The organism is Serratia sp. NA_13, assembly GCF_052691735.1.
This window is the reverse complement of the sequence record NZ_JBQZFV010000004.1, coordinates 100,459-122,926: the sequence shown is the minus strand read 5'-3', so window position 1 is coordinate 122,926 and position 22,468 is coordinate 100,459. Positions and strand designations below refer to the sequence as shown.

The 22,468-nt window shown below is 50.0% G+C and carries 26 protein-coding genes, 1 tRNA gene and 1 pseudogene; 16 read left to right on the top strand and 12 right to left on the bottom strand.

Annotation, left to right across the window (positions count from 1 at the left end):
* Positions 1 to 21: 21 nt before the first annotated feature.
* From ccmI to ccmA, 9 genes are all read right to left on the bottom strand, one after another.
* Positions 22 to 1,233: a c-type cytochrome biogenesis protein CcmI gene (ccmI, locus tag ACUTSU_RS09060; RefSeq protein WP_445654064.1), complete on the bottom strand. Its 1,212-nt coding sequence runs from the start codon at positions 1,231 to 1,233 to the stop codon at positions 22 to 24.
* Positions 1,233 to 1,706, bottom strand: coding sequence for a cytochrome c-type biogenesis protein (locus ACUTSU_RS09055; protein ID WP_445652400.1), 474 nt, complete (start codon positions 1,704 to 1,706; stop codon positions 1,233 to 1,235). Before ACUTSU_RS09055 ends, ccmI begins: the two co-directional genes overlap by 1 nt.
* A complete protein-coding gene (locus ACUTSU_RS09050) occupies positions 1,703 to 2,254 on the bottom strand; it encodes a DsbE family thiol:disulfide interchange protein (RefSeq protein WP_037423648.1) in 552 nt (183 codons plus the stop codon). The genes ACUTSU_RS09055 and ACUTSU_RS09050 overlap by 4 nt, the downstream gene beginning before the upstream one ends.
* Positions 2,251 to 4,221 carry a heme lyase CcmF/NrfE family subunit gene (locus ACUTSU_RS09045; RefSeq protein WP_445654063.1) on the bottom strand — a complete coding sequence of 657 codons (1,971 nt, stop codon included), beginning with the start codon at positions 4,219 to 4,221 and terminating at the stop codon, positions 2,251 to 2,253. Before ACUTSU_RS09045 ends, ACUTSU_RS09050 begins: the two co-directional genes overlap by 4 nt.
* A complete protein-coding gene (gene ccmE / locus ACUTSU_RS09040) occupies positions 4,218 to 4,712 on the bottom strand; it encodes a cytochrome c maturation protein CcmE (RefSeq protein WP_445654062.1) in 495 nt (164 codons plus the stop codon). The genes ACUTSU_RS09045 and ccmE overlap by 4 nt, the downstream gene beginning before the upstream one ends.
* Positions 4,709 to 4,945: a heme exporter protein CcmD gene (gene ccmD / locus ACUTSU_RS09035; RefSeq protein WP_445654061.1), complete on the bottom strand. Its 237-nt coding sequence runs from the start codon at positions 4,943 to 4,945 to the stop codon at positions 4,709 to 4,711. Before ccmD ends, ccmE begins: the two co-directional genes overlap by 4 nt.
* Positions 4,942 to 5,679 carry a heme ABC transporter permease gene (locus ACUTSU_RS09030; RefSeq protein ID WP_153860942.1) on the bottom strand — a complete coding sequence of 246 codons (738 nt, stop codon included), beginning with the start codon at positions 5,677 to 5,679 and terminating at the stop codon, positions 4,942 to 4,944. The genes ccmD and ACUTSU_RS09030 overlap by 4 nt, the downstream gene beginning before the upstream one ends.
* 118 nt (positions 5,680 to 5,797) lie before the next feature.
* Positions 5,798 to 6,457: a heme exporter protein CcmB gene (ccmB, locus tag ACUTSU_RS09025; RefSeq protein WP_153859612.1), complete on the bottom strand. Its 660-nt coding sequence runs from the start codon at positions 6,455 to 6,457 to the stop codon at positions 5,798 to 5,800.
* Positions 6,457 to 7,089 (bottom strand): cytochrome c biogenesis heme-transporting ATPase CcmA, encoded by a 633-nt coding sequence (ccmA, locus tag ACUTSU_RS09020; RefSeq protein ID WP_445654060.1) that lies wholly within the window; start codon positions 7,087 to 7,089, stop codon positions 6,457 to 6,459. Before ccmA ends, ccmB begins: the two co-directional genes overlap by 1 nt.
* A 251-nt stretch (positions 7,090 to 7,340) precedes the next feature.
* Here ccmA and ACUTSU_RS09015 point away from each other — a divergent pair, with 251 nt between their 5' ends.
* The 4 genes from ACUTSU_RS09015 (at position 7,341) to ACUTSU_RS09000 (ending at position 10,459) form a co-directional block, all read left to right on the top strand.
* Complete coding sequence (locus ACUTSU_RS09015) at positions 7,341 to 8,270, top strand: formate/nitrite transporter family protein (RefSeq protein WP_445654059.1); 930 nt, start codon at positions 7,341 to 7,343, stop codon at positions 8,268 to 8,270.
* A gap of 129 nt (positions 8,271 to 8,399) precedes the next feature.
* A tRNA-Arg gene (locus ACUTSU_RS09010) sits at positions 8,400 to 8,474 on the top strand.
* A 177-nt stretch (positions 8,475 to 8,651) separates the two neighbouring features.
* Positions 8,652 to 9,887, top strand: a complete 1,236-nt coding sequence (locus ACUTSU_RS09005) for a tyrosine-type recombinase/integrase (protein WP_445654058.1) — start codon at positions 8,652 to 8,654, stop codon at positions 9,885 to 9,887.
* 359 nt (positions 9,888 to 10,246) lie between these two features.
* A complete protein-coding gene (locus tag ACUTSU_RS09000; RefSeq protein ID WP_445654057.1) occupies positions 10,247 to 10,459 on the top strand; it encodes an AlpA family phage regulatory protein in 213 nt (70 codons plus the stop codon).
* 119 nt (positions 10,460 to 10,578) lie between these two features.
* On the opposite strand, the gene ACUTSU_RS08995 is transcribed toward ACUTSU_RS09000, so the two are convergent.
* Complete coding sequence (locus ACUTSU_RS08995; protein WP_445654056.1) at positions 10,579 to 10,866, bottom strand: YlcI/YnfO family protein; 288 nt, start codon at positions 10,864 to 10,866, stop codon at positions 10,579 to 10,581.
* 91 nt (positions 10,867 to 10,957) lie between these two features.
* Here ACUTSU_RS08995 and ACUTSU_RS08990 point away from each other — a divergent pair, with 91 nt between their 5' ends.
* The 5 genes from ACUTSU_RS08990 to ACUTSU_RS08970 all read left to right on the top strand — a co-directional run bounded on the left by ACUTSU_RS08990 (position 10,958) and on the right by ACUTSU_RS08970 (position 15,119).
* Positions 10,958 to 11,161 carry a host cell division inhibitor Icd-like protein gene (locus tag ACUTSU_RS08990; protein WP_445654055.1) on the top strand — a complete coding sequence of 68 codons (204 nt, stop codon included), beginning with the start codon at positions 10,958 to 10,960 and terminating at the stop codon, positions 11,159 to 11,161.
* Positions 11,154 to 11,444 (top strand): Derepression protein, encoded by a 291-nt coding sequence (locus ACUTSU_RS08985; protein ID WP_445654054.1) that lies wholly within the window; start codon positions 11,154 to 11,156, stop codon positions 11,442 to 11,444. The genes ACUTSU_RS08990 and ACUTSU_RS08985 overlap by 8 nt, the downstream gene beginning before the upstream one ends.
* 54 nt (positions 11,445 to 11,498) lie before the next feature.
* On the top strand, positions 11,499 to 11,945 hold the full coding sequence (locus ACUTSU_RS08980) for a hypothetical protein (protein ID WP_445654053.1): 447 nt from the start codon (positions 11,499 to 11,501) through the stop codon (positions 11,943 to 11,945).
* An 88-nt stretch (positions 11,946 to 12,033) separates the two neighbouring features.
* Entirely contained in the window at positions 12,034 to 12,444 is a 411-nt protein-coding gene (locus ACUTSU_RS08975) for a hypothetical protein (RefSeq protein WP_445654052.1), read from the top strand.
* The gene (locus ACUTSU_RS08970; protein WP_445654051.1) at positions 12,441 to 15,119 is read left to right on the top strand and encodes a DUF927 domain-containing protein; all 2,679 of its coding nucleotides are present in this window, start codon (positions 12,441 to 12,443) and stop codon (positions 15,117 to 15,119) included. The genes ACUTSU_RS08975 and ACUTSU_RS08970 overlap by 4 nt, the downstream gene beginning before the upstream one ends.
* A 376-nt stretch (positions 15,120 to 15,495) precedes the next feature.
* Here the strand turns inward: ACUTSU_RS08970 and ACUTSU_RS08965 are convergent, their stop codons facing one another.
* Positions 15,496 to 15,699 (bottom strand): hypothetical protein, encoded by a 204-nt coding sequence (locus tag ACUTSU_RS08965; RefSeq protein WP_445654050.1) that lies wholly within the window; start codon positions 15,697 to 15,699, stop codon positions 15,496 to 15,498.
* Positions 15,700 to 15,886: 187 nt separating this feature from the next.
* Between ACUTSU_RS08965 and ACUTSU_RS08960 the strand changes: the two genes are divergently transcribed.
* From ACUTSU_RS08960 to ACUTSU_RS08930, 7 genes and pseudogenes are all read left to right on the top strand, one after another.
* On the top strand, positions 15,887 to 16,738 hold the full coding sequence (locus tag ACUTSU_RS08960; protein ID WP_445654049.1) for a hypothetical protein: 852 nt from the start codon (positions 15,887 to 15,889) through the stop codon (positions 16,736 to 16,738).
* The gene (locus tag ACUTSU_RS08955; protein WP_445654048.1) at positions 16,731 to 16,910 is read left to right on the top strand and encodes an ogr/Delta-like zinc finger family protein; all 180 of its coding nucleotides are present in this window, start codon (positions 16,731 to 16,733) and stop codon (positions 16,908 to 16,910) included. The genes ACUTSU_RS08960 and ACUTSU_RS08955 overlap by 8 nt, the downstream gene beginning before the upstream one ends.
* 46 nt (positions 16,911 to 16,956) lie before the next feature.
* Positions 16,957 to 17,130 (top strand): ogr/Delta-like zinc finger family protein, encoded by a 174-nt coding sequence (locus ACUTSU_RS08950; RefSeq protein ID WP_410071771.1) that lies wholly within the window; start codon positions 16,957 to 16,959, stop codon positions 17,128 to 17,130.
* On the top strand, positions 17,127 to 17,387 hold the full coding sequence (locus ACUTSU_RS08945; RefSeq protein ID WP_445654047.1) for an ogr/Delta-like zinc finger family protein: 261 nt from the start codon (positions 17,127 to 17,129) through the stop codon (positions 17,385 to 17,387). Before ACUTSU_RS08950 ends, ACUTSU_RS08945 begins: the two co-directional genes overlap by 4 nt.
* A 413-nt stretch (positions 17,388 to 17,800) precedes the next feature.
* Positions 17,801 to 19,618, top strand: a complete 1,818-nt coding sequence (locus ACUTSU_RS08940; RefSeq protein WP_445654046.1) for a DEAD/DEAH box helicase — start codon at positions 17,801 to 17,803, stop codon at positions 19,616 to 19,618.
* On the top strand, positions 19,605 to 19,832 hold the full coding sequence (locus ACUTSU_RS08935) for a hypothetical protein (RefSeq protein WP_445654045.1): 228 nt from the start codon (positions 19,605 to 19,607) through the stop codon (positions 19,830 to 19,832). Before ACUTSU_RS08940 ends, ACUTSU_RS08935 begins: the two co-directional genes overlap by 14 nt.
* Positions 19,833 to 20,361: 529 nt before the next feature.
* Positions 20,362 to 21,539, top strand: a pseudogene (locus ACUTSU_RS08930) (tyrosine-type recombinase/integrase).
* Here ACUTSU_RS08930 and ACUTSU_RS08925 read toward each other — a convergent pair.
* On the bottom strand, positions 21,513 to 22,457 hold the full coding sequence (locus ACUTSU_RS08925) for a sce7725 family protein (RefSeq protein ID WP_445654044.1): 945 nt from the start codon (positions 22,455 to 22,457) through the stop codon (positions 21,513 to 21,515). The pseudogene ACUTSU_RS08930 and the gene ACUTSU_RS08925 sit on opposite strands and share 27 nt — an antisense overlap.
* Positions 22,458 to 22,468 lie beyond the last annotated feature (11 nt).

The window sequence follows — 22,468 nt, the reverse complement described above, 5'->3', positions numbered from 1 at the left end:
AAACACGTTCGGTCTTTTTATTTAAGGGACCTGTTTGTTTATCTGAACGTCAATCTGCTCTTTACCGCTGAAATTCTGCAGCGCACTCTCACCGAACCAATCACCCGCCTGTGGCGTGGCCAGACCGTCCTGAGAAATCCGCACCCGCACCTTGACCTGATGCTGAGCCGAAAGCAGGCGTTCAGGCATCATGGCGTTGCTATCATCCAGAGAAAACGACTGCGGGAAACGGCTTAAGGGCAGTTGTTTTACCGCCACCGGCACTGGATTGGTGCCATCGGTCACTGAAATTACCAGCGTACCCTGCTGCGGCAAAGCGTTACTCGCCTGCGGCGATAACGTCACGTTAACACCAAGTTTAACAGTTTCTCCGTTCACCTGGGTTTTTGCTTGTTCAATACTGCGCTTTATCACTTCGGCGCGTTGATCATTGGCCGGCAACAGTTTCAGCATGACCTGCCAGGCACCAATCGCCTGCTTGAAATCACCCTGTTCGAAGGAATTAAACGCCAGCAGGCTCAGCACGCGCATATTGGTGTGATCTTCGGCGATCATCTTACGCAGCATCTGAGTGGCCTGCTTGTTATCCTCCGGATCGTTGGATCTCGTCAAGACTTCTGCGTAGCCGAGACGGACTTCCAGACTATTCGGATCAAGTTGATAAGCATGAGCAAATGCCTGAGTGGCGGTGGTGGCGTTATTCAGCGCCATACCGACGCGCCCCAACATCATCCAGTCGTTGATATTGCGATCGTCCTGCTGCAACGCGGTACGCAGCCCCAGCCCGAGGCGAGCAATCTCTTCCATGCTCAACGGTTGGGCGCGCTCATTAGCGACGCGCGCGCGCAGATCCGGCATTTGCGCCTCGACCTGTTGCCACTCCAATACCTGCGCCAGCCCACCGGTTTTCAGATAGAACCCCAGGGTGACCACCACCAGCAAGGCTACGCCGGGTACCAAGGCCCAGCGGTTAATGGGTTTCTCCTGCGTATCCTGCTGGCCGGGGATATCATTGAGCAGGTTTTGCTGCAACTCTTTCACCAGTTCAGGGCGTTCAGCAACCACCCCCTGCTGTTCGTCCTGCTCCAGCTCATGCAGACGATCCTGATAAAACGCTTTATTCAGCGTATCGCGGCTAGCGGCAGTGCTTTTGTCGCTTTGGCGCATCGCCGGCACCACCAGTAACGCCGCAGCGCCAACCAGCAAGACAATAATAATCAGCCAAAAAGCCATTAGAGTTTCTTCCTGTCAGTCTCTTTCAGCAGCGCTGCCAAACGCTGTTGCTCCTGCTCGGAGAATTCATCGTTAGCGTTAGCAGCACCGGCGCGGCGACGGCGAGTGCGCAGTATCACTACCGCCCCGCCGATCAGCACAAACAGCAACGGGCCGACCCATAGGATCAGCGTCGCCGGGGTCACTGGCGGCTCATAGGTGACGAAATTACCGTAGCGCGCCACCATATAATCGATGATCTGCGGCTTACTCTGCCCCTGCATCATCAGCTCATACACCTTGGTACGCATGTCCGCCGCGATGATGGCGTTAGAATCGGCAATACTGTTGTTCTGGCATTTCGGGCAGCGTAGCTGCTCGGTCAGTTCACGGTATTGCTGTTCCTGCTCCACCGATTTGAACTGATAGGTATCAATAGCCGCAGCCGCGCTCCAGCTCAGTAACGCGGCAAATATCAGGGTCAACAGCCTCATGCCTCACCCCCATATTTTTTGTACAGCGGCAGCACTTCCTGCTGCCAAACGCGCTCGTTCATATCTCCGGCGTGGCGATAGCGAATAATGCCTTGTCCGTCGATCAGGAAAGTTTCCGGCGCGCCGTACACGCCCAAATCCAACCCCAGCATGCCGTCGCCGTCATACAGGCTGAGCGCATAAGGGTTACCCAGTGAATTCAACCAGGTCACCGCCTTGCTGCGATCATCTTTATAGTTCAACCCCACTACGCGGATACCGCGCGCGGCCAACGTATTGAGGTATTGATGCTCGGCACGGCAGGTCGGGCACCAGGTGGCCCAGACGTTCAGCAGCATGGGTTTGCCATTGCGCAGCACTGCCTGATCGTAAGTCTTGCCAGGCTGGTCGAGGGATTCCAGCTTGAAAGCCGGCACCGGCTTGCCGATCAACGCCGATTCCAACATGGTCGGGTCTTCGCCACCGGCGTTGCGCGTCAATTGCACCATGAACGCCGCCACCAGTAGCAGGAACAGGATTAACGGGATAAACAGTAGCTTACGGTTCATGCCTGCTCCTCCAGCTTGCCTTCACGCTTGAGTTTTTTGCTCATCCGGTAGCGCGGGTCGAGAATACACAGGATGCCGCCGATCGCCATAAACACGCCACCGAACCAGATCCAGCGTACGAAGGGTTTATAGTACAACCGCACGGCCCAAGAGCCGTCGTCCAGCTCTTCGCCCAGTGCCGCATACAGGTCACGGCTGAAACCGCCGTCGATGGCCGCTTCGGTCATCATGCTGCGCGCCACGCTGTAGTAGCGTTTCTCCGCGCGCAGCGTCGCTTCCGGCTTGCCGTTGCGCGTGACATCGATGATACCGACGCCACCGGTATAGTTTGGCCCACGGATATCGTGCACATCACGGAACACAAAGTGATAGTTATAGATATCCACGCTGTCGCCAGCCTTCATGCGGACGTCGCGTTCCACGCTGTAGTTTTGGCTAAAGGCAATACCGATGACCGTCACCGCGACGCCAAGATGACCCAGCACCATGCCCCAGTGACTGCGGGAAAGATGGCTCAGGCCACGACAAAAACCGTGGCGATGGGTAGCACGTTCGTGCAGTTCCATCAGCGTCAGGATAATCACCCAAACCGCCATGATCAGCCCCACCACCGTCATACCGGCGATGCTGTCTTGCAGCAGCCACGGCAGCAGCACTGACAGCACCAGCGTAATCACCAGCGCCACGCTCAGACGACGCCACAGCTTGGCCGGTTCATCACGACGCCAGCGCACCAACGGGCCGATGCCCATTAGCAACGCCATCGGGGCCATCAGCCAGGTAAACATGGTATTGAAGAACGGCTCGCCGATAGAAATACTGCCCAGGCCAAGCTGTTTATGCACCAGCGGCAACAGCGTGCCCAGCAACACCACCAGCATCGCGGCAATCAACAGTACGTTGTTGCCTAACAGGAAGGTTTCACGCGAGAAGGTTTCATGCTGCACCCGGCTGCGCACCTGGCCGCCTTTAACCGCGTACAGCAGCAAAGAACCGCCGATCACAATCACCAGATAGGCGAGGATAAACATGCCACGCGCCGGGTCGGAGGCAAAGGAGTGTACCGACACCAGCACGCCGGAACGCACCAGGAAGGTGCCCAGCAAGCACAGCGAAAAGGCGGTAATCGCCAGCAGCACTGTCCAGGCCTTGAAAGTCCCGCGTTTTTCGGTCACCGCCAGCGAGTGCATCAGCGCCGTACCGGCCAGCCACGGCATAAATGAAGCGTTCTCAACCGGATCCCAGAACCACCAGCCGCCCCAGCCCAGTTCGTAATAAGCCCAGGCTGAACCCAGCACGATGCCCATGGTGAGAAACACCCAGGCCGCCGTGGTCCAGGGGCGCGACCAGCGTGCCCAGGCGGTATCCAGCCGGCCGGCCATCAGTGAAGCGATGGCAAAAGCAAAGGCCACCGAGAAACCGACATAGCCCATATACAGCAGTGGTGGGTGGAAAATCAGGCCGATATCCTGCAGCAGCGGGTTGAGATCGCTACCGTCGATCGGAAAGTTCGGCAAGGTGCGGGTGAACGGGTTGGAGGTCATGATAATAAACAGCAGGAAACCTGCGGTAATCATGCCCATCACCGACAGCACGCGCGCCACCGCGTCTTGCGGCATCGCACGGCTGCACAACGCCACCGCCAATGACCAACAGCTGAGCAGCAACACCCACAGCAGCAGTGACCCTTCATGGGCGCCCCAGGTGGCGGCGATGCGGTAATACACCGGCAGTTGCGTGTTGGAGTTGGCAGCCACATAAGCCACGGTAAAATCATTGACCACGAAGGCATACACCAGACAGATGAAGGCCAGTGCGATAGCGGCAAACATGCCATAGGTCAGTGGACGCGCCACCGCCATCATGCGGCGGTCCTGACGTGCAGCGCCCCACTGCGGATAAATACTCAGCAGCAGCGAAATCGCCAGCGCCAGACACAGCAGAAAACTTCCCGTTTCCGGCATCATGATTTAGCGCCCTCGTTCTGCGGGGGGGTATAGGCCGAAGCCGGCCCCTTATGGTTTTCTTTCATCGCGTCGGCCACCTCCGGCGGGGTGTATTTTTCATCGTGTTTCGCCAGCACTTCACGCGCATTGACCACATTACCTTCGCCCAATACGCCCTGCGCCACCACACCCTGCCCCTCACGGAACAAGTCCGGCAAAATACCGGTGTAGGTGACGTCGATCGCACCGCGCGCATCGTAAACCTTAAAGCTGACCTGCAGCGTTTTCTGATCGCGTTTTACCGAACCCGGCATCACCATGCCGCCGATTCGCAGGCGTTGGCCCACTTCCGGCTTTTCATGATTTTCGCCCTTGCCCTGCAGAATTTCGCCCGGGGTATAAAACAGATCGATGTTGGAGCGCAGCGCATACAGCATCAGGGTAGCGGTAAGCGCAACGCCGATCAGCACTAGGATCGCCAGATACAGGCGACTTTTACGACGTGGATTCACAATGATTTCTCCCGCGGGTTGGCGGATTTTTGTTTCGACTGCAGCGATTGACGAATGCGCCGTTCGCGCGCCTGACGGCGGCAGATCTCATCGAGCAATTGCCGACGCTGCCAGAAAGTGTGCGCCACCAGCCCCAATAGTGAGAGCAGAGTAACGGCCACTGCCAGCCAGACGTAGAAGGCGTAGCCCCCCATGGCGAAAAACGCCTGCCAGGAAGTAAATGCAGCATTCATGGTTGGCGCTCCTTATTGACCAGCCCGGCAACCCATGGACGCTGACTTTCCTGAGACAAAATCAAATTGCGCAGACGCATCAAAGTAAGAGTAATAAAGAACAGCAGGTAACCGAGGATCGCCCAGCGCAGCGGGGTGCGCATGCTTGGCGCGATGCTCTGTTGCATATTGGTCGACCCCTGGTGCAACGTGTTCCACCATTCGACCGAGAAATGAATAATCGGGATGTTCACCACCCCCACCAATACCAGAATACCAGCGGCGCGGCCCGCCAGGCGGCGATCCTCAAAGGCGTTGTACAACGCGATAATGCCGATATACAAGAACAGCAACACCAACTCGGAGGTCAGGCGTGCGTCCCACACCCACCAAGTGCCCCACATCGGCTTGCCCCAGGCAGAACCGGTAACCAGGGCAATAAAGGTAAATACCGCGCCGACCGGTGCCATCGCCGCCACCACCGTATCGGACATTTTCATCTGCCACACCAGGCCGATAAATGCCGCTACCGCCATGGAGCCATAGATCCCCATCGACCACATGGCGGCCGGGACATGGATATACATGATGCGGAAGCTGTCGCCCTGCTGATAATCCTTGGGCGCAAAGCCAAAACCCCATACCCAGCCCAGCAGCAGACAGGCCGTTCCGGCCAGCCCCAGCCAGGGGATAAAGCGGCCGCAGACACGATACAGCCGTTCAGGCTGGGCAAACTGATGTAACCATTTCCACATTGTCGTCATTGCTCACGGTAAATTTATACGGTGGCCGCCCTGTTGACCAAAGCGACGAAAATTACTGGTGCGGTGGAACAGGCTCTTGATGGCGTTAACCCGCATTTCAATATGTTAGCTAGTGTACGCTTACTCGCAGCGCTGCTGCGGTAGCGAACGGTGCCAGCGTGATACTGCCCGCCAGCATGGCACCCAGAATCGCCAGATACCCCTCGATTGGCATCCCCATAGAGGCGGCATCGATGGCCGCGGTGGAAAATATCAACACCGGGATATACAGCGGCAACACCAGCAGGCTCAGCAGCACGCCGCCCTTGCGCAGCCCGACGGTCAGCGCCACGCCGATAGCGCCAATCAGACTCAGCGTCGGTGTGCCCAGCAGCAATGTAAATGCCACCGCCAGCCAGGTATTGATGTCCAACGACAGCAGCAACGCCACCAGCGGCGACAGAATTAACAGGGGTAGCCCTGTTACCACCCAGTGAGCACACACTTTGCCTAACACCGTCATTGGCAGCGGCGTCGGCAGCAACAGCAGTTGCTCCAGCGAGCCATCAAGAAAGTCATCGCGAAACAAACGCTCCAGCGACAACAACGCCGCCAGCAGCGCAGCGACCCAAATAATCCCCGGCGAAATACGCGCCAGTAACTGCGGATCCGGCCCAATCCCTAACGGAAACAGCGTGATAACGATCAGGAAGAACCACAGCGGATTAACGATTTCCGACCCTTTGCGAAAGGCAATCTTCAGCTCACGGCGCAATACGGTCAAAAACATCAAAGAGTCTCCATGCGGTTTTCCGTCAGGCTGATTTTACCTACCGCCTGCGTTACGCCGGCCAAATCCTGATGGGTGGTCAACAATACCATGCCACCTTGCTGCGCATGTTGCTCAAAAAGGCTAATTAATTCAGCCACGCCCTGCTTGTCGATGGCCGTCAGCGGCTCATCCAGGATCCACAATGGGCTGTCGCTGAGCCACAAACGCGCCAGAGCTACCCGGCGTTGCTGCCCAGCGGAAAGCTGCGCCACCGGTAAATCCTCATAGCCCACTAATCCTACCTGCTCCAGCGCCTGCCAAATGGCCTGACGGTCAGGAACGCTATTCACCGCCTGGTAAAACTGCAGGTTTTCAAAGGGCGTTAACATGGTTTTAATCCCCGGCTGATGGCCAAGGAACAACAAATCCTGATGGTAACGTTCACGATGGCGCAACGTATTTTTCCCATGCCAGCTGACTTCACCGCCCTCTGGCCGCGCCAGGCCCGCCAAAATGCGCAGCAGGCTGGTTTTACCCGCGCCGTTCGGCCCTTCCACCTGAATAATATCGCCCGGTTTCACCGTAAAGCTTAACGCACTAAACAGGGTGCGTTCGTCGCGGACGCAACTCAGATTTTTGGCTTCCAGCATCGGGAGAACTCATATTTTTCTTTGGGATAGCGATCATAGCATAAGCCATCTGCGGCACGTAGCCCGCCGCAGGGTACTCAGCTACTCCAATAGGGGTAATATTGCGCCCCAGATCAATAATGCGCAGAAAAAACCGGCGGCGTTAAACTCTTGTTACTTTTTTCTGCAATGTGCGACCTGGCTTTCGGCCTACCGGTGCGCCAGCTATGCTTAATCCGTGACCCGGCAGCCGTTTAAGGAGAGAGCAGATAATGAGCGACTCACAACAGCGCCCGAAGACGGAAAACGACGATCATCTGCAGGTGGAGAGCAAAGAGCAGGAACAAGGCAAGAGCGAAATCGAGGTAAAGGAACAAAACCTGCCCTCACGCGCAGCAGCGGTGCATGAACAGATCCGCATGGAGGGTGAAAAAGAACTGGAGCGTGACTGGCTGGCTTTGCTGTGGTCGGCGGTGGCCGCCGGGCTGTCAATGGGGGCCTCACTGATGGCGAAGGGTATTTTTCACGCCCGTTTGCCGGACGATCCCAGCCGCTTCTTTATCGAGAATATTGGCTACACCTTTGGCTTTATCATCGTGATTATGGCCCGCCAGCAGCTGTTTACCGAAAACACCGTAACCGCCGTGCTGCCGATCATGCACAAACCGACGCCGAGAAATTTCATTATCCTGTTCCGCCTGTGGGGCGTGGTGTTGCTGGGTAACCTGATTGGCACCGGGCTGGTATCACTGGCGTTTATCCATATGCCGATTTTTGACGACAACACCCGCACTGCCTTCGTTAGCCTGTCGGAAGAGGTGATGCAAAATGCGCCGTCAGAAATGTTTGCCAACGGCATTTTGGCCGGCTGGATCATCGCCACCATGGTGTGGATGTTCCCTTCCGCCGGGGCCGCCAAGATTTGGGTGATCGTCCTGATGACCTATCTGGTGGCGATCTGTGACCTGACCCATATCGTGGTCGGATCGGTAGAGATCCTTTATCTGGTGTTTAGCGGCGTGATCCCTTGGCAAGATTTTATCTACCCGTTCGCCATTCCGACGCTAGCCGGCAACATTATCGGCGGCACCTTCATCTTTGCGTTAATCAGCCATGCGCAGATCCGCAATGATATGAGCGATAAAAATAAAGCAGCGCGGCTGGAGGCAGAAAAACAGACCGTCAGGGCGAGAAAACCGTGATCGCGATCAGCACGCACGCAAAAATCCGTGCATATTGGCGATGGAATGAGCAAACGCACCGCTAAGCGCTTATTCTGCGGGTAAAAAAAGGTATACTGCCCCGGCAGCCTCAGGTTGCCAGCCCACAGCGTCCCCGTAGTTAAACGGATATAACAAGCCCCTCCTAAGGGCTAGTTACTGGTTCGATTCCAGTCGGGGACACCAAAACACCTTCCCATGACGTCCCAAAACATACATAAAATCATTATAAAACAGACGAATAAAGAAATTCATCATCCCACTACATCCCTCAAAAATCCGCTACAGCCCATCTTTATCCGGGTACAAAAGCGGGTATAATCGGTTCGATATGATTTGTACCCGTCTCTTCAAGGAAAACTCATGCCTTTAACCGATACCGCTATCCGAGGCGCAAAACCAAAAGAAAAGCCCTATAAACTCAGCGACGTGCAAGGGTTATACCTCTTAGTACACCCGAACGGGTCTAAGTATTGGCGGTTCCGACGAACTATCGGCGGGAAAGACACAACACGAGCCCTTGGTTCATACCCACTAATGACACTTGCAGAAGCCAGAGCATCTCGTGATGAGCTACTCAGAAGCCTTGCGCAAGGCATTGATCCGCTGCACTCCAAGACGGAGAAAGTGAGTTCTTTTGAAGAAATTGCAAGGGAATGGCACTCCAGAAAGAAAACATGGTCAGCTCAACATTCATTGAGTGTTATTAGGGGCTTTGAAATGCACCTATTTCCTGCCATTGGGTCGTTCCCTATAAATGCCTTGAATACTCAAGACTTACTGTCACCTTTACGTGCAGTTGAAAACACAGGTAAGTTAGAACTGGCATCTCGGTTACAACAACGTATTACATCTATTATGAGGTACGCCGTCCAATGTGGGCTTATAAAATACAACCCCGCTCAAGACCTAACCGGCGCGATTGAAACCGGAAAATCAACACATAGGCCTGCACTTCCATTGGATCGAATACCGGAGCTTTTACACAAGATTGAAAAATATTCAGGCAGAAGGTTAACAAAGCTTGCTGTTCATTTAAATTTGCTAACCTTCATAAGGTCTAGTGAGTTTAGATTCGCCAGATGGGGGGAAATTAGCGAGGAACATGCAATCTGGGAAATACCAGCCCAGCGAGAGGAAATAGAAAAAGTTCGTTACTCCTTTAGGGGAAGCAAAATGAACACCCCACATCTTGTTCCCTTGTCTCGCCAAGCGATGGAGTTACTAAGTCAAATAAAACTTATTTCCGGTGATGAAGCCTTAATCTTCCCCGGAGACCATTATCAGTATAAGCCAATGAGTGAGAACACTATAAATAAGGCATTGCGAACAATGGGGTTTGATACAAAATCTGAAGTTTGCGGGCATGGTTTCCGTGCAATGGCCTGTAGCGCACTCATAGAGTCAGGCTTGTGGTCTCGAGACGCAGTTGAGCGTCAAATGAGTCACCAAGAAAGAAACAGTGTTCGGGCGGCATATATCCATAAAGCGGAGCACATGGAAGAGCGCAGGCCCATGCTACAGTGGTGGTCTGATTACCTTGACGCATGCATGAGCGGTTTTATCCCCCCTTACGCGTTTAAGTGGCAAGATGAGTAACTATTTTTAAGCTTTGGCACTGAAAAAATGTGACTCAAGTCACAAAACAAACCAAAGAAACATCAACTTCTGATTAAAAATAGCCCAATAACGGGCTATTCCGCGTCCAAACCCTTCAAATTTCTCTTTTGCATAGATATCGAGAAACCAATCGAAAACACTCCAGATGCTTCTAACTCGTTCCAGCTCTTTAAAATGGTCATATTTCTGTAAATCTAAATTTTTTACATTTGTCAACTTTGTGAATTTCATGTTTATTTTACAGCAGACCTAGTTTTGCTTAGTATTTTCACGTCCCGTAAACAACCGTAAGTTACTTTAAACTCTCTTTAAACATTAACTAATTTGGAGGGAAAGCTGTGCTCTCACAACCTCAAGTAAATTTTTCAAACAAACTAATTCGCCTGCCAAAAGTGATCGAGATAACCGGGAAGTCTAGAACAAGGATCTATGAAGACATAAAGAAAAACTCATTCCCTAAACAGGTTAAAACTGGCATGCGCTCAGTTGCTTGGCTAGAAAAAGAAATTGAAGAATGGATTGAGATTCAAAAAAATCAACGTTACCAGTAAAGCTTCATTAAAACCTCTCATTTTTTATGAGAGGAATTTGATATCAAAAAAACAACATCCAACCTGCATATTTTCAATATTCAGAGGAGTGTTTTCATGTTAATTATATTTAAAAATAATCACTCATGTTCTATTTCTTGTTTCAACTTTTTACGCTGTCGGCGTTTTATCTCGGACTGCACTGCACTTACAATAAAACCAGCAACACTTTCGCCATCCTCTTTCAGTTTTTCAATGGCGTCAAAATCCTCAAGGGGTAGCCTAACTGAGGTTTGTAGTGACTTATTATTTCTTCGACCTGTTGCCATTACTGCTTCTCCGCATGTTTGGTGGTGTTCAGTATACACGAAAAAAACCAAACCAAAACGCTTGAAGTGGTGTTCACCTAAGTGTAAGGTGGTGTTCACCAAGGCGACTAAGTGCCTTGTAAATGGCGACGCCCCAGAGTGCGGGAACACTACCGGGGCGTCTAATCACAACGTAATCGAGATTTACGCTATGACTAACAAGAATCATACCACACTCTCGCCAGTAGCCTATTGCTGGCTATTCCTCGCTGTCAGGCGTTCTGATGCGGCTGAGCGTCCTCACCGTGAAGCTATTACGGCTCCAGACGAACGCACCGCCCGTCAGATGCTGGCCGGTCAGTTTGTCCTGTCTTTCGCGGGTCGCCTGCCTGTTCAGGGGGTGAACCATGCATAATCAATCGTCAGCCCAAACCCCAGATAAAACGCTCTCTGTGCGTCGTGGTAGCCGTAAGTCACCCAAGGCCCACCTGAGCATTGAGGCATACCATAAACTCAACCGCTCGCAGTCTGTGGCGCAATTTATCAGCGGCGATTTATTGCAGCGAGAGCTTAACGGGCTGCACCAGCTCTATATTCCGCATATTTTAAGTTACCTGAATGAAGACATTGGTTTTGTCTTGGATGAATTAAAACAAAAAGGATTGTGCGCCGATTTTCTGCCGCATTCACCCCGTTAATTTTACTCTGATAAACCAACTTTCTTGTTGTAATAACAAGCAAGGAGACAAACCATGTTTGATTTCCCGCAACCCGGTGAAAAGTACCGCCTGAATAACGGCGACGACGCAACAGTTATCGGTATTTTGCATAATGGCATTCCTCACGAACTCCCCTACCGTTGTCCGGGGCTGGTCTGGAATCCCTACCGTAAACCCTACTCCATTATTATCCGCATCGAGCAGGATGGACGGATTATTGAGTTACCGCTGGCGCGCTTTCTGCGTGATTACCGTTGTATGGGTGAAGACAGGTTTAAGCGGGATCCGGCTAACCGTCATGCTGTACTCAAAGAAATGGCAAATAATGTCCTGCTGAATGCCCGTCGTGATAATAATGGCATACCGGAGGATACGGAGGTATTAACACTGCAACAGGTCGCCTCTCACCGTCCGGCAAGGCAGGACTGGCGACATCGGCAGCATGGCGGACAGTCTGATAATTATCACCGCTATTTATAACGGCTAAAAACGCCTCACGTTATTACCCTTAATCCTGTTATATGTGCGCACCGGCACAGGGTCGCGCACATCTGAATAAGAGAATGCCATGAATATCATTCATATGGTTAATACCATGGAATTTAAAATCGCCCTGTTGCGCCACTATATTGCGCAGGCTTTTATTGATGCCATGTGTGTAAACAATAATCGCCCGGTTTATCTCCATAACGGGGCGGAAATTACCCTGACGTCTGACCGCGTCAGCGCCAATATTGCCTATTACATTGAGCGTGAAAACATACTGGATTACGGCATCAGCCACGGACAAATCATCAACGCGGAACGCCTTTATAGCATGCTGGATGACTGCCCGATGACCGTCCCCCTGCCGCAACTGTCCGCTTACGGACAGATTGCCATGGATGATATTTATCGCCGCATCGCCCTGGGTGGCGTGAATGGTGTGCTCCCGGCAGAAGCCACGGTAAAAATCCTGACGGGAGATATGGCGCTATGAAAATCGTCTCTGAGACCACCCAGAAGGCCAACGGCCATTGGCCCTTAATTTTGCAGGCGCAAGGGATTGCCGTTCCGGCCAACCGTCAGCACGGGGCCTGTCCGCATTGTGGCGGCAAAGACCGTTTCCGCTTCGATGACAAGGCCGGACGGGGTACGTGGTTCTGCAACCAGTGCGGGAACGGCGATGGTCTGGATTTGGTTTGTCTGGTTTCCGGGCTGGACAAGGTCAGTGCGGCCACCGCGATAGCCAAGGCGCTGTCCCTGACACCGCAACAACGGCCGGGAAAAGCGCCCGCCAGAAAAGAAGATGCCGACGCGCAAAAGCGCGCCCAGATGCAAAAGAACTATCAGGCACTGGTTAAAGAGGCGGTCTCCGGCGAGAGTGCTTACCTCAAAAAGAAAGGCTTAACCGGCCATCCCTACTTACTGACCGCCAAACCGTTCGGCATGGCCGGACTGACCTTCCCACCGGGGTCACTGCTGTTGCCGTTACAGGCCCTTGATGGCGGCATAACCGGCGCGCAGTTAATCGGCCCGGAGGGCGATAAACGTCTGTTGGGCGGCTCTGAAATGAGTGGTTCCTTTCTTGCGGTAACCCCCCTGCCGGAAGAGGCCCCCGAGCGCATTCTCATTACCGAAGGCTTTGCTACCGCCGTCAGCGTTTCCGTGCTGTGTGACGGCTGGTGCGTCGCAGCGGTCTCCGCCAATAACCTGCTGAATGTGGCACGCGTGATGCGTGAGCGCTGGCCGGATGTACGACTGGTGATTGCCGGGGACAATGACTTTGCCGATGGCCGGGACAATCCGGGGCGGGAGAAAGCCTTTCAGGCAGCACAAGCGGTTAATGGCTGGGTGACTATCCCACCGGGCCAGTTTAAAGCCGACTGGGACGATTACCGCCGTGAATTTGGTATCCAGCGCGCCCGTGATGCCTTTGCCGACGAAATGGTGAACCCGAACCAGACCGAAACCCGTTTACCCCATGGTTTTCGTCTGACAAAGGATTTCCTGTGGTTCGACAAGGCGGTCAACGACGACGGCGACAGCGGTCAGACGCGCCAGATTAAAATCTGTAGCCCGTTGCGGGTCACGGCCATCACCTGTGATGCAGATGGCGGCAAGTTTGGCCGCCTGCTGGAGTGGGAAGACTCCAACGGCATTAATCACCAGTGGGCCATGCCGATGACGGTTTTAGCCGGGAGCGGTCAGGAGCTGCGTGAGGTACTGCTGGAGAACGGCCTGCATTTTATCAGCGTCAACGGCGCAGCGCGGGGCTACCTGATGGAGTACATCTCCACCTGTCGGCCGGTGCGCAAAGTCACCTGCGTGAATAAAACCGGCTGGCATGGCTCGGTATACGTGCTACAGGATGAGGTGATTGGCGCCGGGGCCGAGTCGGTGATTTTGCAGTCGGCCTATTCCTCCAAAAATGATTTCAGGATGGCCGGCACCACGGAAGAATGGATTGAACATATCGGACGTTATTGCGTGGGCAATTCCCGCCTGATTTTCTGCGTCAGTCTGGCGTTAGCAGCTCCCCTGTTGCACCTGATAGGGGCCGGTGGCGGCGGTTACCACCTCAAGGGAGAATCGACGGACGGCAAGACCACCACCATGAAGGTCGCCGCATCAGTCTGCGGCAGCCCGGAATACTGGAAAACGTGGCGTGCGACCGGTAACGCGCTCGAAGGGATCGCCCTGCGCCGTAATGACGCCGCGCTGATGCTGGATGAAATCAGCGAGGTTGACGGCAAGGAAGCCAGTCGTATCGCCTACATGCTGGGGAACGGTCAGGGGAAAGCCCGCGGCCGTGTCGATGGCAGCGTACGCGACCCGGTGACATGGACGATGCTGTATATGTCCACCGGGGAAGTCTCCATCATGGAGCATGCCGCCGAGGCCGGAGAGAGGCGCACCGGGGCTGGTGTCGGGGTGCGCATGGTGCAAATCCCCAGCGAAACGGGGGCTTATGGGGCTTTTGAAATCCTGCACGGGTTCAGCGGCGGCAAAGAGTTTGCCGAGCATCTGGAGCAGGCCAGCAAGCAATATCACGGCGCGCCGTTCCGTGACTGGATCCGTTTTCTGACCGGCAATTTGCAGGGCATCACCAGCCGGACCAAGACGATGAAAAAAGACTTTGAGCGCTCACTGTTACCGGCAGATTCTGGCAAACAGGTCGGCCGCATCGTTGACCGCTTTGCGCTGCTGGCCGTGGCGGGAGAACTGGCGACGGAGGCCGGTATCACCGGGTGGCAACCCAATGACGCCTATAACGGCGCGAAAATGTGCCTTGAGGCATGGCTGAAAGACCGTGGCCACTCCGCCAATCAGGAAGAAGCGGACGCGCTGGAGAAGGTGCGTCGTTTTATCACGGCCAACCAGTACACCCGCTTTGCCGACTGGGAGGACGAGAAGAACCGTCCGGCTAACATGGTGGGTTATCGCCGGGTCACCCGGGGCAGTAACACCACGGAGGCCGCCACCACGTTCTATATTCTGCCGAGTGGCTGGAAAGAGATATGCGGCACCTCAGACCACAAGAAAACCGCCACACTGTGCCGTGAGGCCGGGTGGATCACCGAGACCAGCGAGAGCCGGATACAAAAACAGGTACGCCTGCCAGAAGTAGGCCCTAAATTCGTGTATGTGCTGAATCATGAGGTCGTTGGTTAAGGCCAGTCTCGCACGTAGCTTATATTAATACTGTTACATGTAGTACATGTCGTACAGCGAGTACAAGTGTTGATTTTTAAAGGCTTTTTTTTGTACTACATCAAGATAGTCATGTAGTACAGCGCGTACAAGACTGATTTATAACGAGATCCACATATTCCGTACTACATGTACGCGGTGCAATACCAACATGTAGTACGGATTTTTCTTTTTTAAAACAAGTCTGTACGCGCCTGTACGACATGTACGCGGTCAAAAATACAAAAAAAACTCTACAGCAACGAGGTTTATTTCTGGCGGGCAGCTTTTTGAATAACGGGAAACAACGCCGGTGGGGCCGGTTCGGACAGGGATGATATTCAGGGCTGTACGCGCTTTATGGTGCGTCAGTGTTGAAAATCAACTTCGTGTTCATTGGCGTGGTTACGGGTTCTTTCGTCAGGGTTAACGCACCAAATTGAAAAAACTCACCGTCATCATATTGGGGATCAAGAACGGCCAGTAATAACCCTTCGGATAAGCGAGCGGCTTCCCGGGGAGGGAGTGTAATTTGTTCATTACCGATTTTCAGAGTCAGCATAGGGTATTTCCTCAATGTGTTTGTATTCATCATTAAACAACATCACCAGATTACCGGATTGAAAAAAAGATGTTAGGCACCGGCGTTGTGCCTTATCCCAAACTTCTGCGCTCAATGGAGTGGTTGTCCGGTTCGTCAGATAATGAACGCATCCCAACACAATGAGACTGAGATAATGGAAAAGACAATGAATATCGACAATGTGGTTAATATCATCAGGCAGCATCTTGACGTCATGCCGCTGAATCAGTTTGATACTGACGTATTAACCCGCGCTATTACGGTGGGTCTGGGTGGCACTCAGGGGAATAACGACACGGTTAATACTGCCATTCAGGCGCTTATTACGGCTAAGGCCAACCATCAGTCTGATATTGATAAAATGGACAGTATTCTTAACGCCATCAATCATTGCCATCAGCAGAAAGAAGCCACCCAGAGCCAGAGTCAACAGGCCGAAGGTGAATGGCGTTCTCGCTTCCGCCTGTTACGGGGAGCCATGACCGAAGACATGAAGCAACAGCACCTGCAACGTATTGCACAGCGCGAGCTGGCCGGGGAGCTTGACGGTCTGATTGCCGAGCTGGAACTTGATAAAGACCGTCAGACGCTGGCCTGTTCCGCGTCCGCCAGCAGACTGCACCTTGTTCACAAAGATGCACTACAGGCTTACGCCAGTCAGGAGATGAGCCGTTCACTGTCGGCGCTTTCCGGGCTGGCACGTGCGGTTAAGCTGAAACAGCAGGCGCTGGACATTGAGCAGGCGTTTACCACGAATAACGGCATGTTCAGCGAATACGAACAGAACCTCGATGGGGTGATATTCAACGAGATTAACCAGCATCTGAAACACCTCGCGGAGGGCTATATATTCAACATGGATAAAGAGGCGGCGCTGTCCGATATCGGCTTTAATCCACCGGCCGTTGAATACGTGAATCAACACTATCTGTCATCACCGTGCGCGCGCCAAAAAGCATTCAAAGAATTGCAGTTAAGAGAAGATGCCTTAAAACGTAAGGGCATGCCCCATGATTAATTGCCCTCTTTGTAAAAGCACCGCATGGACAAGAGGTGGCCGTTATTTACCCGATGGCAGCAAAGAGATAGATCTCCAGTGTCAGAATATCGAATGCTCGGCCACTTTCAGGACGAAAGAAACGGTGATTAAAATCATCAAAGAATCGGTTAATCCACAAAAGCAGGTGTAATACTCAGGGAGGGAAACCTCCCCAAATTAACAGGAAATTTATCGCCATGTTTATTTGCCCCTCATGTAAAAGCAGCGTTATCGTCAAACAAAGCAGGATTGTGACGGAAACGACGAAAGAGAAATATTATCATTGCAAAAATACATCGTGCCTGATGAATTTCAAAACCGTGGAAGGGTTTGAGGCATATATTCGTATCCCGGAAAAGGCAGCGCTATGATACTGATGTTTCCCTGCCCGGCCTGCACTATAAAGGTCAAAGCCCGCTCGTCACGCATGTTGTCAGCGCAGGTAAAAGAAAAATATTACCGTTGCAATAATGCGGCGTGTTTATGCACCTTCAGAACCTATGAGAGTTTTGAGGCGTTTATTACCACAACAAGAGACCCGCATGCGCCGACAAAGACGGTCACTCAGGAGCCAGAACGCCCCCAACAGTCCAAAAACAACCCACGTTTTTCCATGCGTCTGGAGTGAAATCCCCACGATGCTCAGGCCGATTTTTGTCGGCCAATCCCCCCTTCCCACAATGCTCAAAACCACCCCAAGAAATCCGGCGATTTACCCGTAGAACTCACGCCTAAAACAGATTAAATACCGATAATTTTCTGTGCATGCAGGTGCATGGTTTTGCACGTTAATTTGCACAATTTTAATTCCCTCAAGCGCCAGTGCTGGCGCGGCCTCCGTGAGGTCATGCGGGTGCATTAAAAACGACCTGCGAAGCGGGCAGGCGTGGCGGGGATAGCATTGCGCGCGGACGTAAAAACTCAAAAAATGAAGCGCCGCAAAATTTTAGATGAACCAGCACTCAAAAAGGTGTAAAACATTTAATTTACAAGCATCAAACCAAGAATATCCCTTTCATTTTAAAAACAAGGAGTTACCAATTGGCTAGTGCATTTACCTCAAAAAAGGTTAACATTCATAATAATTCAGCAATTCGCGAACCTCAAATCGAAGCTTTTAAAGCTTTAGAAACTCACTTCCTTCACCAAAAAACATCTAATACATTGAGAGAGGTTGGAATTATATTACCCGTTGGATGTGGGAAATCTGGGTGTATAACAATTACTCCTTTTGCTTATCAATCGAAAAGAACTTTAGTTGTAGCTCCTGGTTTGGCTATTGCAAAGCAGTTAATGAACGATTTTGATCCTTCAAACGAAAAAATGTTTTACCGTAAATGTTGCATAATTACTGATAATACCTATCCAGAGCCTGTTGAAATTAGAAGCGAAGATACAAACCAGAGTGATCTAGAAGACTCTGAGGTAGTAATTACAAACATTCAGCAATTACAAGGTGGAGCTGAAAACAAATGGCTCCAAAACATACCAAAAGATTTCTTTGATCTTATACTTTTCGATGAAGGGCACCATAGCGTAGCAAGTAGTTGGGCAATGCTAAAAGATCACTTCCCTAATGCAAATATTGTAAACTACAGTGCCACGCCATTACGAGCTGATGGGCAAATAATGGCTGGTAAAATACTGTATTCATATCCCATATTTCAAGCTATAAAAAATGGGTATGTAAAAAGACTTAAGGCAGTCCAACTCAATCCTAAAAGTTTAAAATTCGTAAGGAAATCAGATGGAGCTGAAACTGAGGTTTTCCTCGCTGAAGTCAAAAGGCTTGGCGAGGAAGACGCTGGGTTCAGAAGAAGTATCGTCACATCTGAAGAAACCTTAAATACTATTGTTGATGCCTCTATACAAGAGCTAGAAAGACTAAGAGATTTAACTGGTGAACGCCGATTGAAAATAATTGCCTCTGCACTTAATTACGAACATTGCGGCCAAGTTGTTGCAGCTTATAGAGCAAGAGGAAAAAAAGCAGATTATGTTCATTCACGAGAAAATAGTAATGCGAATAAACGCGTTATGGATCGTCTTGAAGCACATGAACTCGATGTAATAGTACAGGTTAGAAAATTGGGAGAGGGTTTTGATCATCCATTCCTTTCAGTTGCCGCTGTCTTTAGTATATTTAGCAATCTATCCCCATTCGTTCAGTTTGTTGGTCGTATTATGCGTGTTATAGAGCAAAACTCACCTGTTAGTGTTCTAAATCAAGGAGTGGTAGTTTTCCATGCAGGAGCTAACATTGCTAAACAATGGTCAGATTTTCAACAATTCAGTGAAGCTGACCAAGAGTTTTTCGAACAGCTTTTGCCTTTGGAGGACTTTGTTCCCGATAATGGTGGAGATACTAGAACTTTAGAACCTAGAGAGCATGACGATGGCGATAAAATTGAAGTTAGATCTCAATCCGAAGTTAGTATCGAAGAGATACAATTATATGAAGATAAAGAAGCGCTAGAAGCATTAATGCTTCTTCAGAAAAAAGGTTATACTGAAGAACAAATAAATGAAGTATATAGAACTCTTCAACCAATACCAGTAACTAAGCAAAGACAAAGACAAGCAAAACGCAGCAATTTAGATATGACATGCAGAACACTCGCTGCAAAGACACTACATAAATATAATATAAACCCTGGTGGAATGAGCCTCGACCCAAGAAAGCAAAAAACAAACCTTATATTGATAAAATCAGAAATTGACAAAAGAATAAACTCTTTAGTAGGAATGACAGCCGGTAATCGTTCAGAGTTCTCTAGACAACAACTTGAGCTAATTGAAGAAAAATTCCCTGAAATTTTAAATGAAATTGAAAAGGAGTTTATCGATGGGAAACATTAAAAGTTTAGTCACTCATACACTGGTCGATGAGGCGTTAAAATCTCATAAGTGTCAACGTAACAAAAAGCACGTTTTAACAATGGGGCAAAAACGCCTTAAAGTTCGCAAAGGTATGGGATGGGAACATTACTGTGAAGAATGCGCACTAAAAATATTAGAAGCAGATATACAGAAATTACTTGATCTGAAAAAACAGATTCAAACACAGCCATGAACTTAATAGTAAGAAATCGTTCTTTATAGAAAAAACAAGGGGGGTGTTCTTATCCCCCTTGCTAAAACTGGAGATAAGTGCATCGTAATCGAACAGGGGCTTTGTTGAATAAATATAGATTACGCGCCAGGTTAAAAAGTAGTTGACAAAAAGATTAAACCGATAATTTAGGTGGCAGCTAACAACCATTGCGCGAAGCGACAGAATTATTTTTGTTGTTAAAACCATCTTCGCTGGTCAGTTCTCTGATTTATTCAACAAATCCACGAACGGGTACAAGCACGGGCACAAACCATAAAAACAAAATAAAAACACTTAAAAAACAATTAGTAACAACAAAATTCGATTCCAGTCGGGGACACCATTACTACGTCTCATAACGTCCAAATAAGTTCATAAAATTATTTTATACCAATAAGTTAGAGATCAACCTCGTCTGACTAAGTCCAAGACGATTTAGTGAAATCCAAGTTTTGGTGTGTATAATATTGCGTATAACTCCAGGTTCGAAGTTTTGGTTATACACATTATGCTACTAACAGATGTACAGATACGACGTGCTAAAGCCCAGGACAAACCCTATACATTGAACGATGGGAGCGGCCTATCCCTACTCATTGATACCAACGGGGGCAAGGGCTGGCGTTTCCGCTACCGGTTTGCCGGCAAGGCGAAGATGATCTCTTTTGGTGTTTATGGTGACGTTTCACTTGCTGAAGCTCGAAAAAAGCGAGATGAAGCCCGAAATCAATTAGCCAATGGTATAAACCCTAGCGACGCGCGTAGAGCAAATAAAATTGCCCTCACCCACTCCAACAACAATACTTTCGAAGCTATCGCACGCGAATGGCACACTTCCAAGCTTCCAACCTGGTCAACAGATTACGCCGATTATGTGATGCGGGGTATTGAAAACAACGTATTCCCTTACATAGGTAAACGGCCAATCGACCAAATCGCCCCGTTGGAGTTGCTTACCGTTTTGCAAAAGATAGAAAAACGTGGCGCACTGGAATTAACAAGTAAGGTCAGAAGGCGCTGTGGTGAAGTTTTCCGTTATGCTGTAGTAACCGGTCGAGCTACCTATAATCCGGCCCCAGACTTGGCTAGCGCGTTGAATAAGCCCAAGAACGGTCATTATCCTTTCTTAACTGAAAGCGAATTACCAGAGTTTATGCTCGCGCTCAATAACTATCAGGGCAGTAAACTAACGAAATATGCTATGCAACTGCTAATCCTAACCGGCGTTCGCACTATAGAACTACGCGCTGCCGAATGGTCAGAATTCGATTTTGAGAATGCATTGTGGGAAGTATCAAAAGAACGGATGAAGAAACGTCGTCCCCACCTGGTGCCACTTTCAACTCAAGCTTTAGAGATCCAAAACTAAAAGTTCTCACAGGGCGCTATTCGTTGCTGTTCCCTGGCCGAAATGATGCACGTAAGCCCATGAGTGAAGCCAGCATCAACAAAGTGATCAAAATGCTCGGTTATCACGGCCGCGCTACTGGCCACGGTTTCCGTCATACGATGAGTACGATCTTGCATGAACATGGCTTTGAAAGCGCCTGGATTGAAATGCAGCTTGCGCATGTTGATAAGAACTCTATACGAGGAACTTACAATCATGCGCAATATATTAAAAACTGTGCTGTGATGTTAAATTGGTATTCTGATAGGCTATATTACCCCACCCAGAATATCTAACATAAAGCTAATATGATGTGTTATTTGGTATTGTTTATTTTTAGCTAAGCCTGGCGAGTGTCTTGATTGGCTGCAAAGATAGTAGTTATCCAAACCAATGTTACGCCCAAATTGTCTCAAATTGTTGGGTACAAAATTAGCAATTTGATCTGCCACATCAAGGAACATAGTCGCAACAACCGCCCCACCTCGCTGAGTATTACTTGAGACAAAATGTCGTATCCAAATAGAGTTATTACTCATCTCTTTAAATATGAGATGTGATGCAACAGCAGACGGTTGGCCCCCCCCTAAGTCAAGAGTTTTACCAGTGATCGTATAATCACCATACCCAAGAAAATTTCTTCCTACATACTGATGTTGATTAGTGAAAAATTCAGGCCCATTATAATCAGCATTTCTAGCTAACTTCCGGAATCCGTCATTTATCAATATCATTTTATTTACAGGAATATATACATACTGATGTTGGGGTAAACTATTATCCAGAATAATATGATATGTAACTCTAGCATTGACACCTAATTGTTGAACATCTTGGTCTACAAGTGCAGGGTTATCATAAATCAATGCAACTCGTTTCCCCTGGAAGCTAGAAATCAAACCATTTATGGATTGAACACTGAAGCCCGATCTTACAACAATACCTACGATAATATTATTTTGGGATGAGATTAGTCCCGCCAAATCCGCATTAAACTGATTAACATTATGTCCGCCTGAAAAATCATTTTGGTAAGGATTAAGTATTACAACAACATCGTTATTCCAAATATTCAAACATCTAATCAGATCTGATGAATTTGAATTTACGGGTTCTAATACAGGAAGTAAACCTGACACATTTACATTTGAGGTAGACAACTCTCTCAGTGATAATAACTCCGTACCTCTTGCATAAAGATATGGACTATACATACAACAGCTCC

What these genes read in the sequence shown, in the direction of transcription:
- ccmI (WP_445654064.1), bottom strand. Translation starts at nt 1,233, where the DNA reads ATGGCTTTTTGGCTGATTATTATTGTCTTGCTGGTTGGCGCTGCGGCG.
- ACUTSU_RS09055 (WP_445652400.1), bottom strand. Translation starts at nt 1,706, where the DNA reads ATGAGGCTGTTGACCCTGATATTTGCCGCGTTACTGAGCTGGAGCGCG.
- ACUTSU_RS09050 (WP_037423648.1), bottom strand. Translation starts at nt 2,254, where the DNA reads ATGAACCGTAAGCTACTGTTTATCCCGTTAATCCTGTTCCTGCTACTG.
- ACUTSU_RS09045 (WP_445654063.1), bottom strand. Translation starts at nt 4,221, where the DNA reads ATGATGCCGGAAACGGGAAGTTTTCTGCTGTGTCTGGCGCTGGCGATT.
- ccmD (WP_445654061.1), bottom strand. Translation starts at nt 4,945, where the DNA reads ATGAATGCTGCATTTACTTCCTGGCAGGCGTTTTTCGCCATGGGGGGC.
- ACUTSU_RS09030 (WP_153860942.1), bottom strand. Translation starts at nt 5,679, where the DNA reads ATGTGGAAATGGTTACATCAGTTTGCCCAGCCTGAACGGCTGTATCGT.
- ccmB (WP_153859612.1), bottom strand. Translation starts at nt 6,457, where the DNA reads ATGTTTTTGACCGTATTGCGCCGTGAGCTGAAGATTGCCTTTCGCAAA.
- ccmA (WP_445654060.1), bottom strand. Translation starts at nt 7,089, where the DNA reads ATGCTGGAAGCCAAAAATCTGAGTTGCGTCCGCGACGAACGCACCCTG.
- ACUTSU_RS09015 (WP_445654059.1), top strand. Translation starts at nt 7,341, where the DNA reads ATGAGCGACTCACAACAGCGCCCGAAGACGGAAAACGACGATCATCTG.
- ACUTSU_RS09005 (WP_445654058.1), top strand. Translation starts at nt 8,652, where the DNA reads ATGCCTTTAACCGATACCGCTATCCGAGGCGCAAAACCAAAAGAAAAG.
- ACUTSU_RS08990 (WP_445654055.1), top strand. Translation starts at nt 10,958, where the DNA reads ATGACTAACAAGAATCATACCACACTCTCGCCAGTAGCCTATTGCTGG.
- ACUTSU_RS08985 (WP_445654054.1), top strand. Translation starts at nt 11,154, where the DNA reads ATGCATAATCAATCGTCAGCCCAAACCCCAGATAAAACGCTCTCTGTG.
- ACUTSU_RS08980 (WP_445654053.1), top strand. Translation starts at nt 11,499, where the DNA reads ATGTTTGATTTCCCGCAACCCGGTGAAAAGTACCGCCTGAATAACGGC.
- ACUTSU_RS08975 (WP_445654052.1), top strand. Translation starts at nt 12,034, where the DNA reads ATGAATATCATTCATATGGTTAATACCATGGAATTTAAAATCGCCCTG.
- ACUTSU_RS08970 (WP_445654051.1), top strand. Translation starts at nt 12,441, where the DNA reads ATGAAAATCGTCTCTGAGACCACCCAGAAGGCCAACGGCCATTGGCCC.
- ACUTSU_RS08965 (WP_445654050.1), bottom strand. Translation starts at nt 15,699, where the DNA reads ATGCTGACTCTGAAAATCGGTAATGAACAAATTACACTCCCTCCCCGG.
- ACUTSU_RS08960 (WP_445654049.1), top strand. Translation starts at nt 15,887, where the DNA reads ATGAATATCGACAATGTGGTTAATATCATCAGGCAGCATCTTGACGTC.
- ACUTSU_RS08955 (WP_445654048.1), top strand. Translation starts at nt 16,731, where the DNA reads ATGATTAATTGCCCTCTTTGTAAAAGCACCGCATGGACAAGAGGTGGC.
- ACUTSU_RS08950 (WP_410071771.1), top strand. Translation starts at nt 16,957, where the DNA reads ATGTTTATTTGCCCCTCATGTAAAAGCAGCGTTATCGTCAAACAAAGC.
- ACUTSU_RS08945 (WP_445654047.1), top strand. Translation starts at nt 17,127, where the DNA reads ATGATACTGATGTTTCCCTGCCCGGCCTGCACTATAAAGGTCAAAGCC.
- ACUTSU_RS08935 (WP_445654045.1), top strand. Translation starts at nt 19,605, where the DNA reads ATGGGAAACATTAAAAGTTTAGTCACTCATACACTGGTCGATGAGGCG.
- ACUTSU_RS08925 (WP_445654044.1), bottom strand. Translation starts at nt 22,457, where the DNA reads ATGTATAGTCCATATCTTTATGCAAGAGGTACGGAGTTATTATCACTG.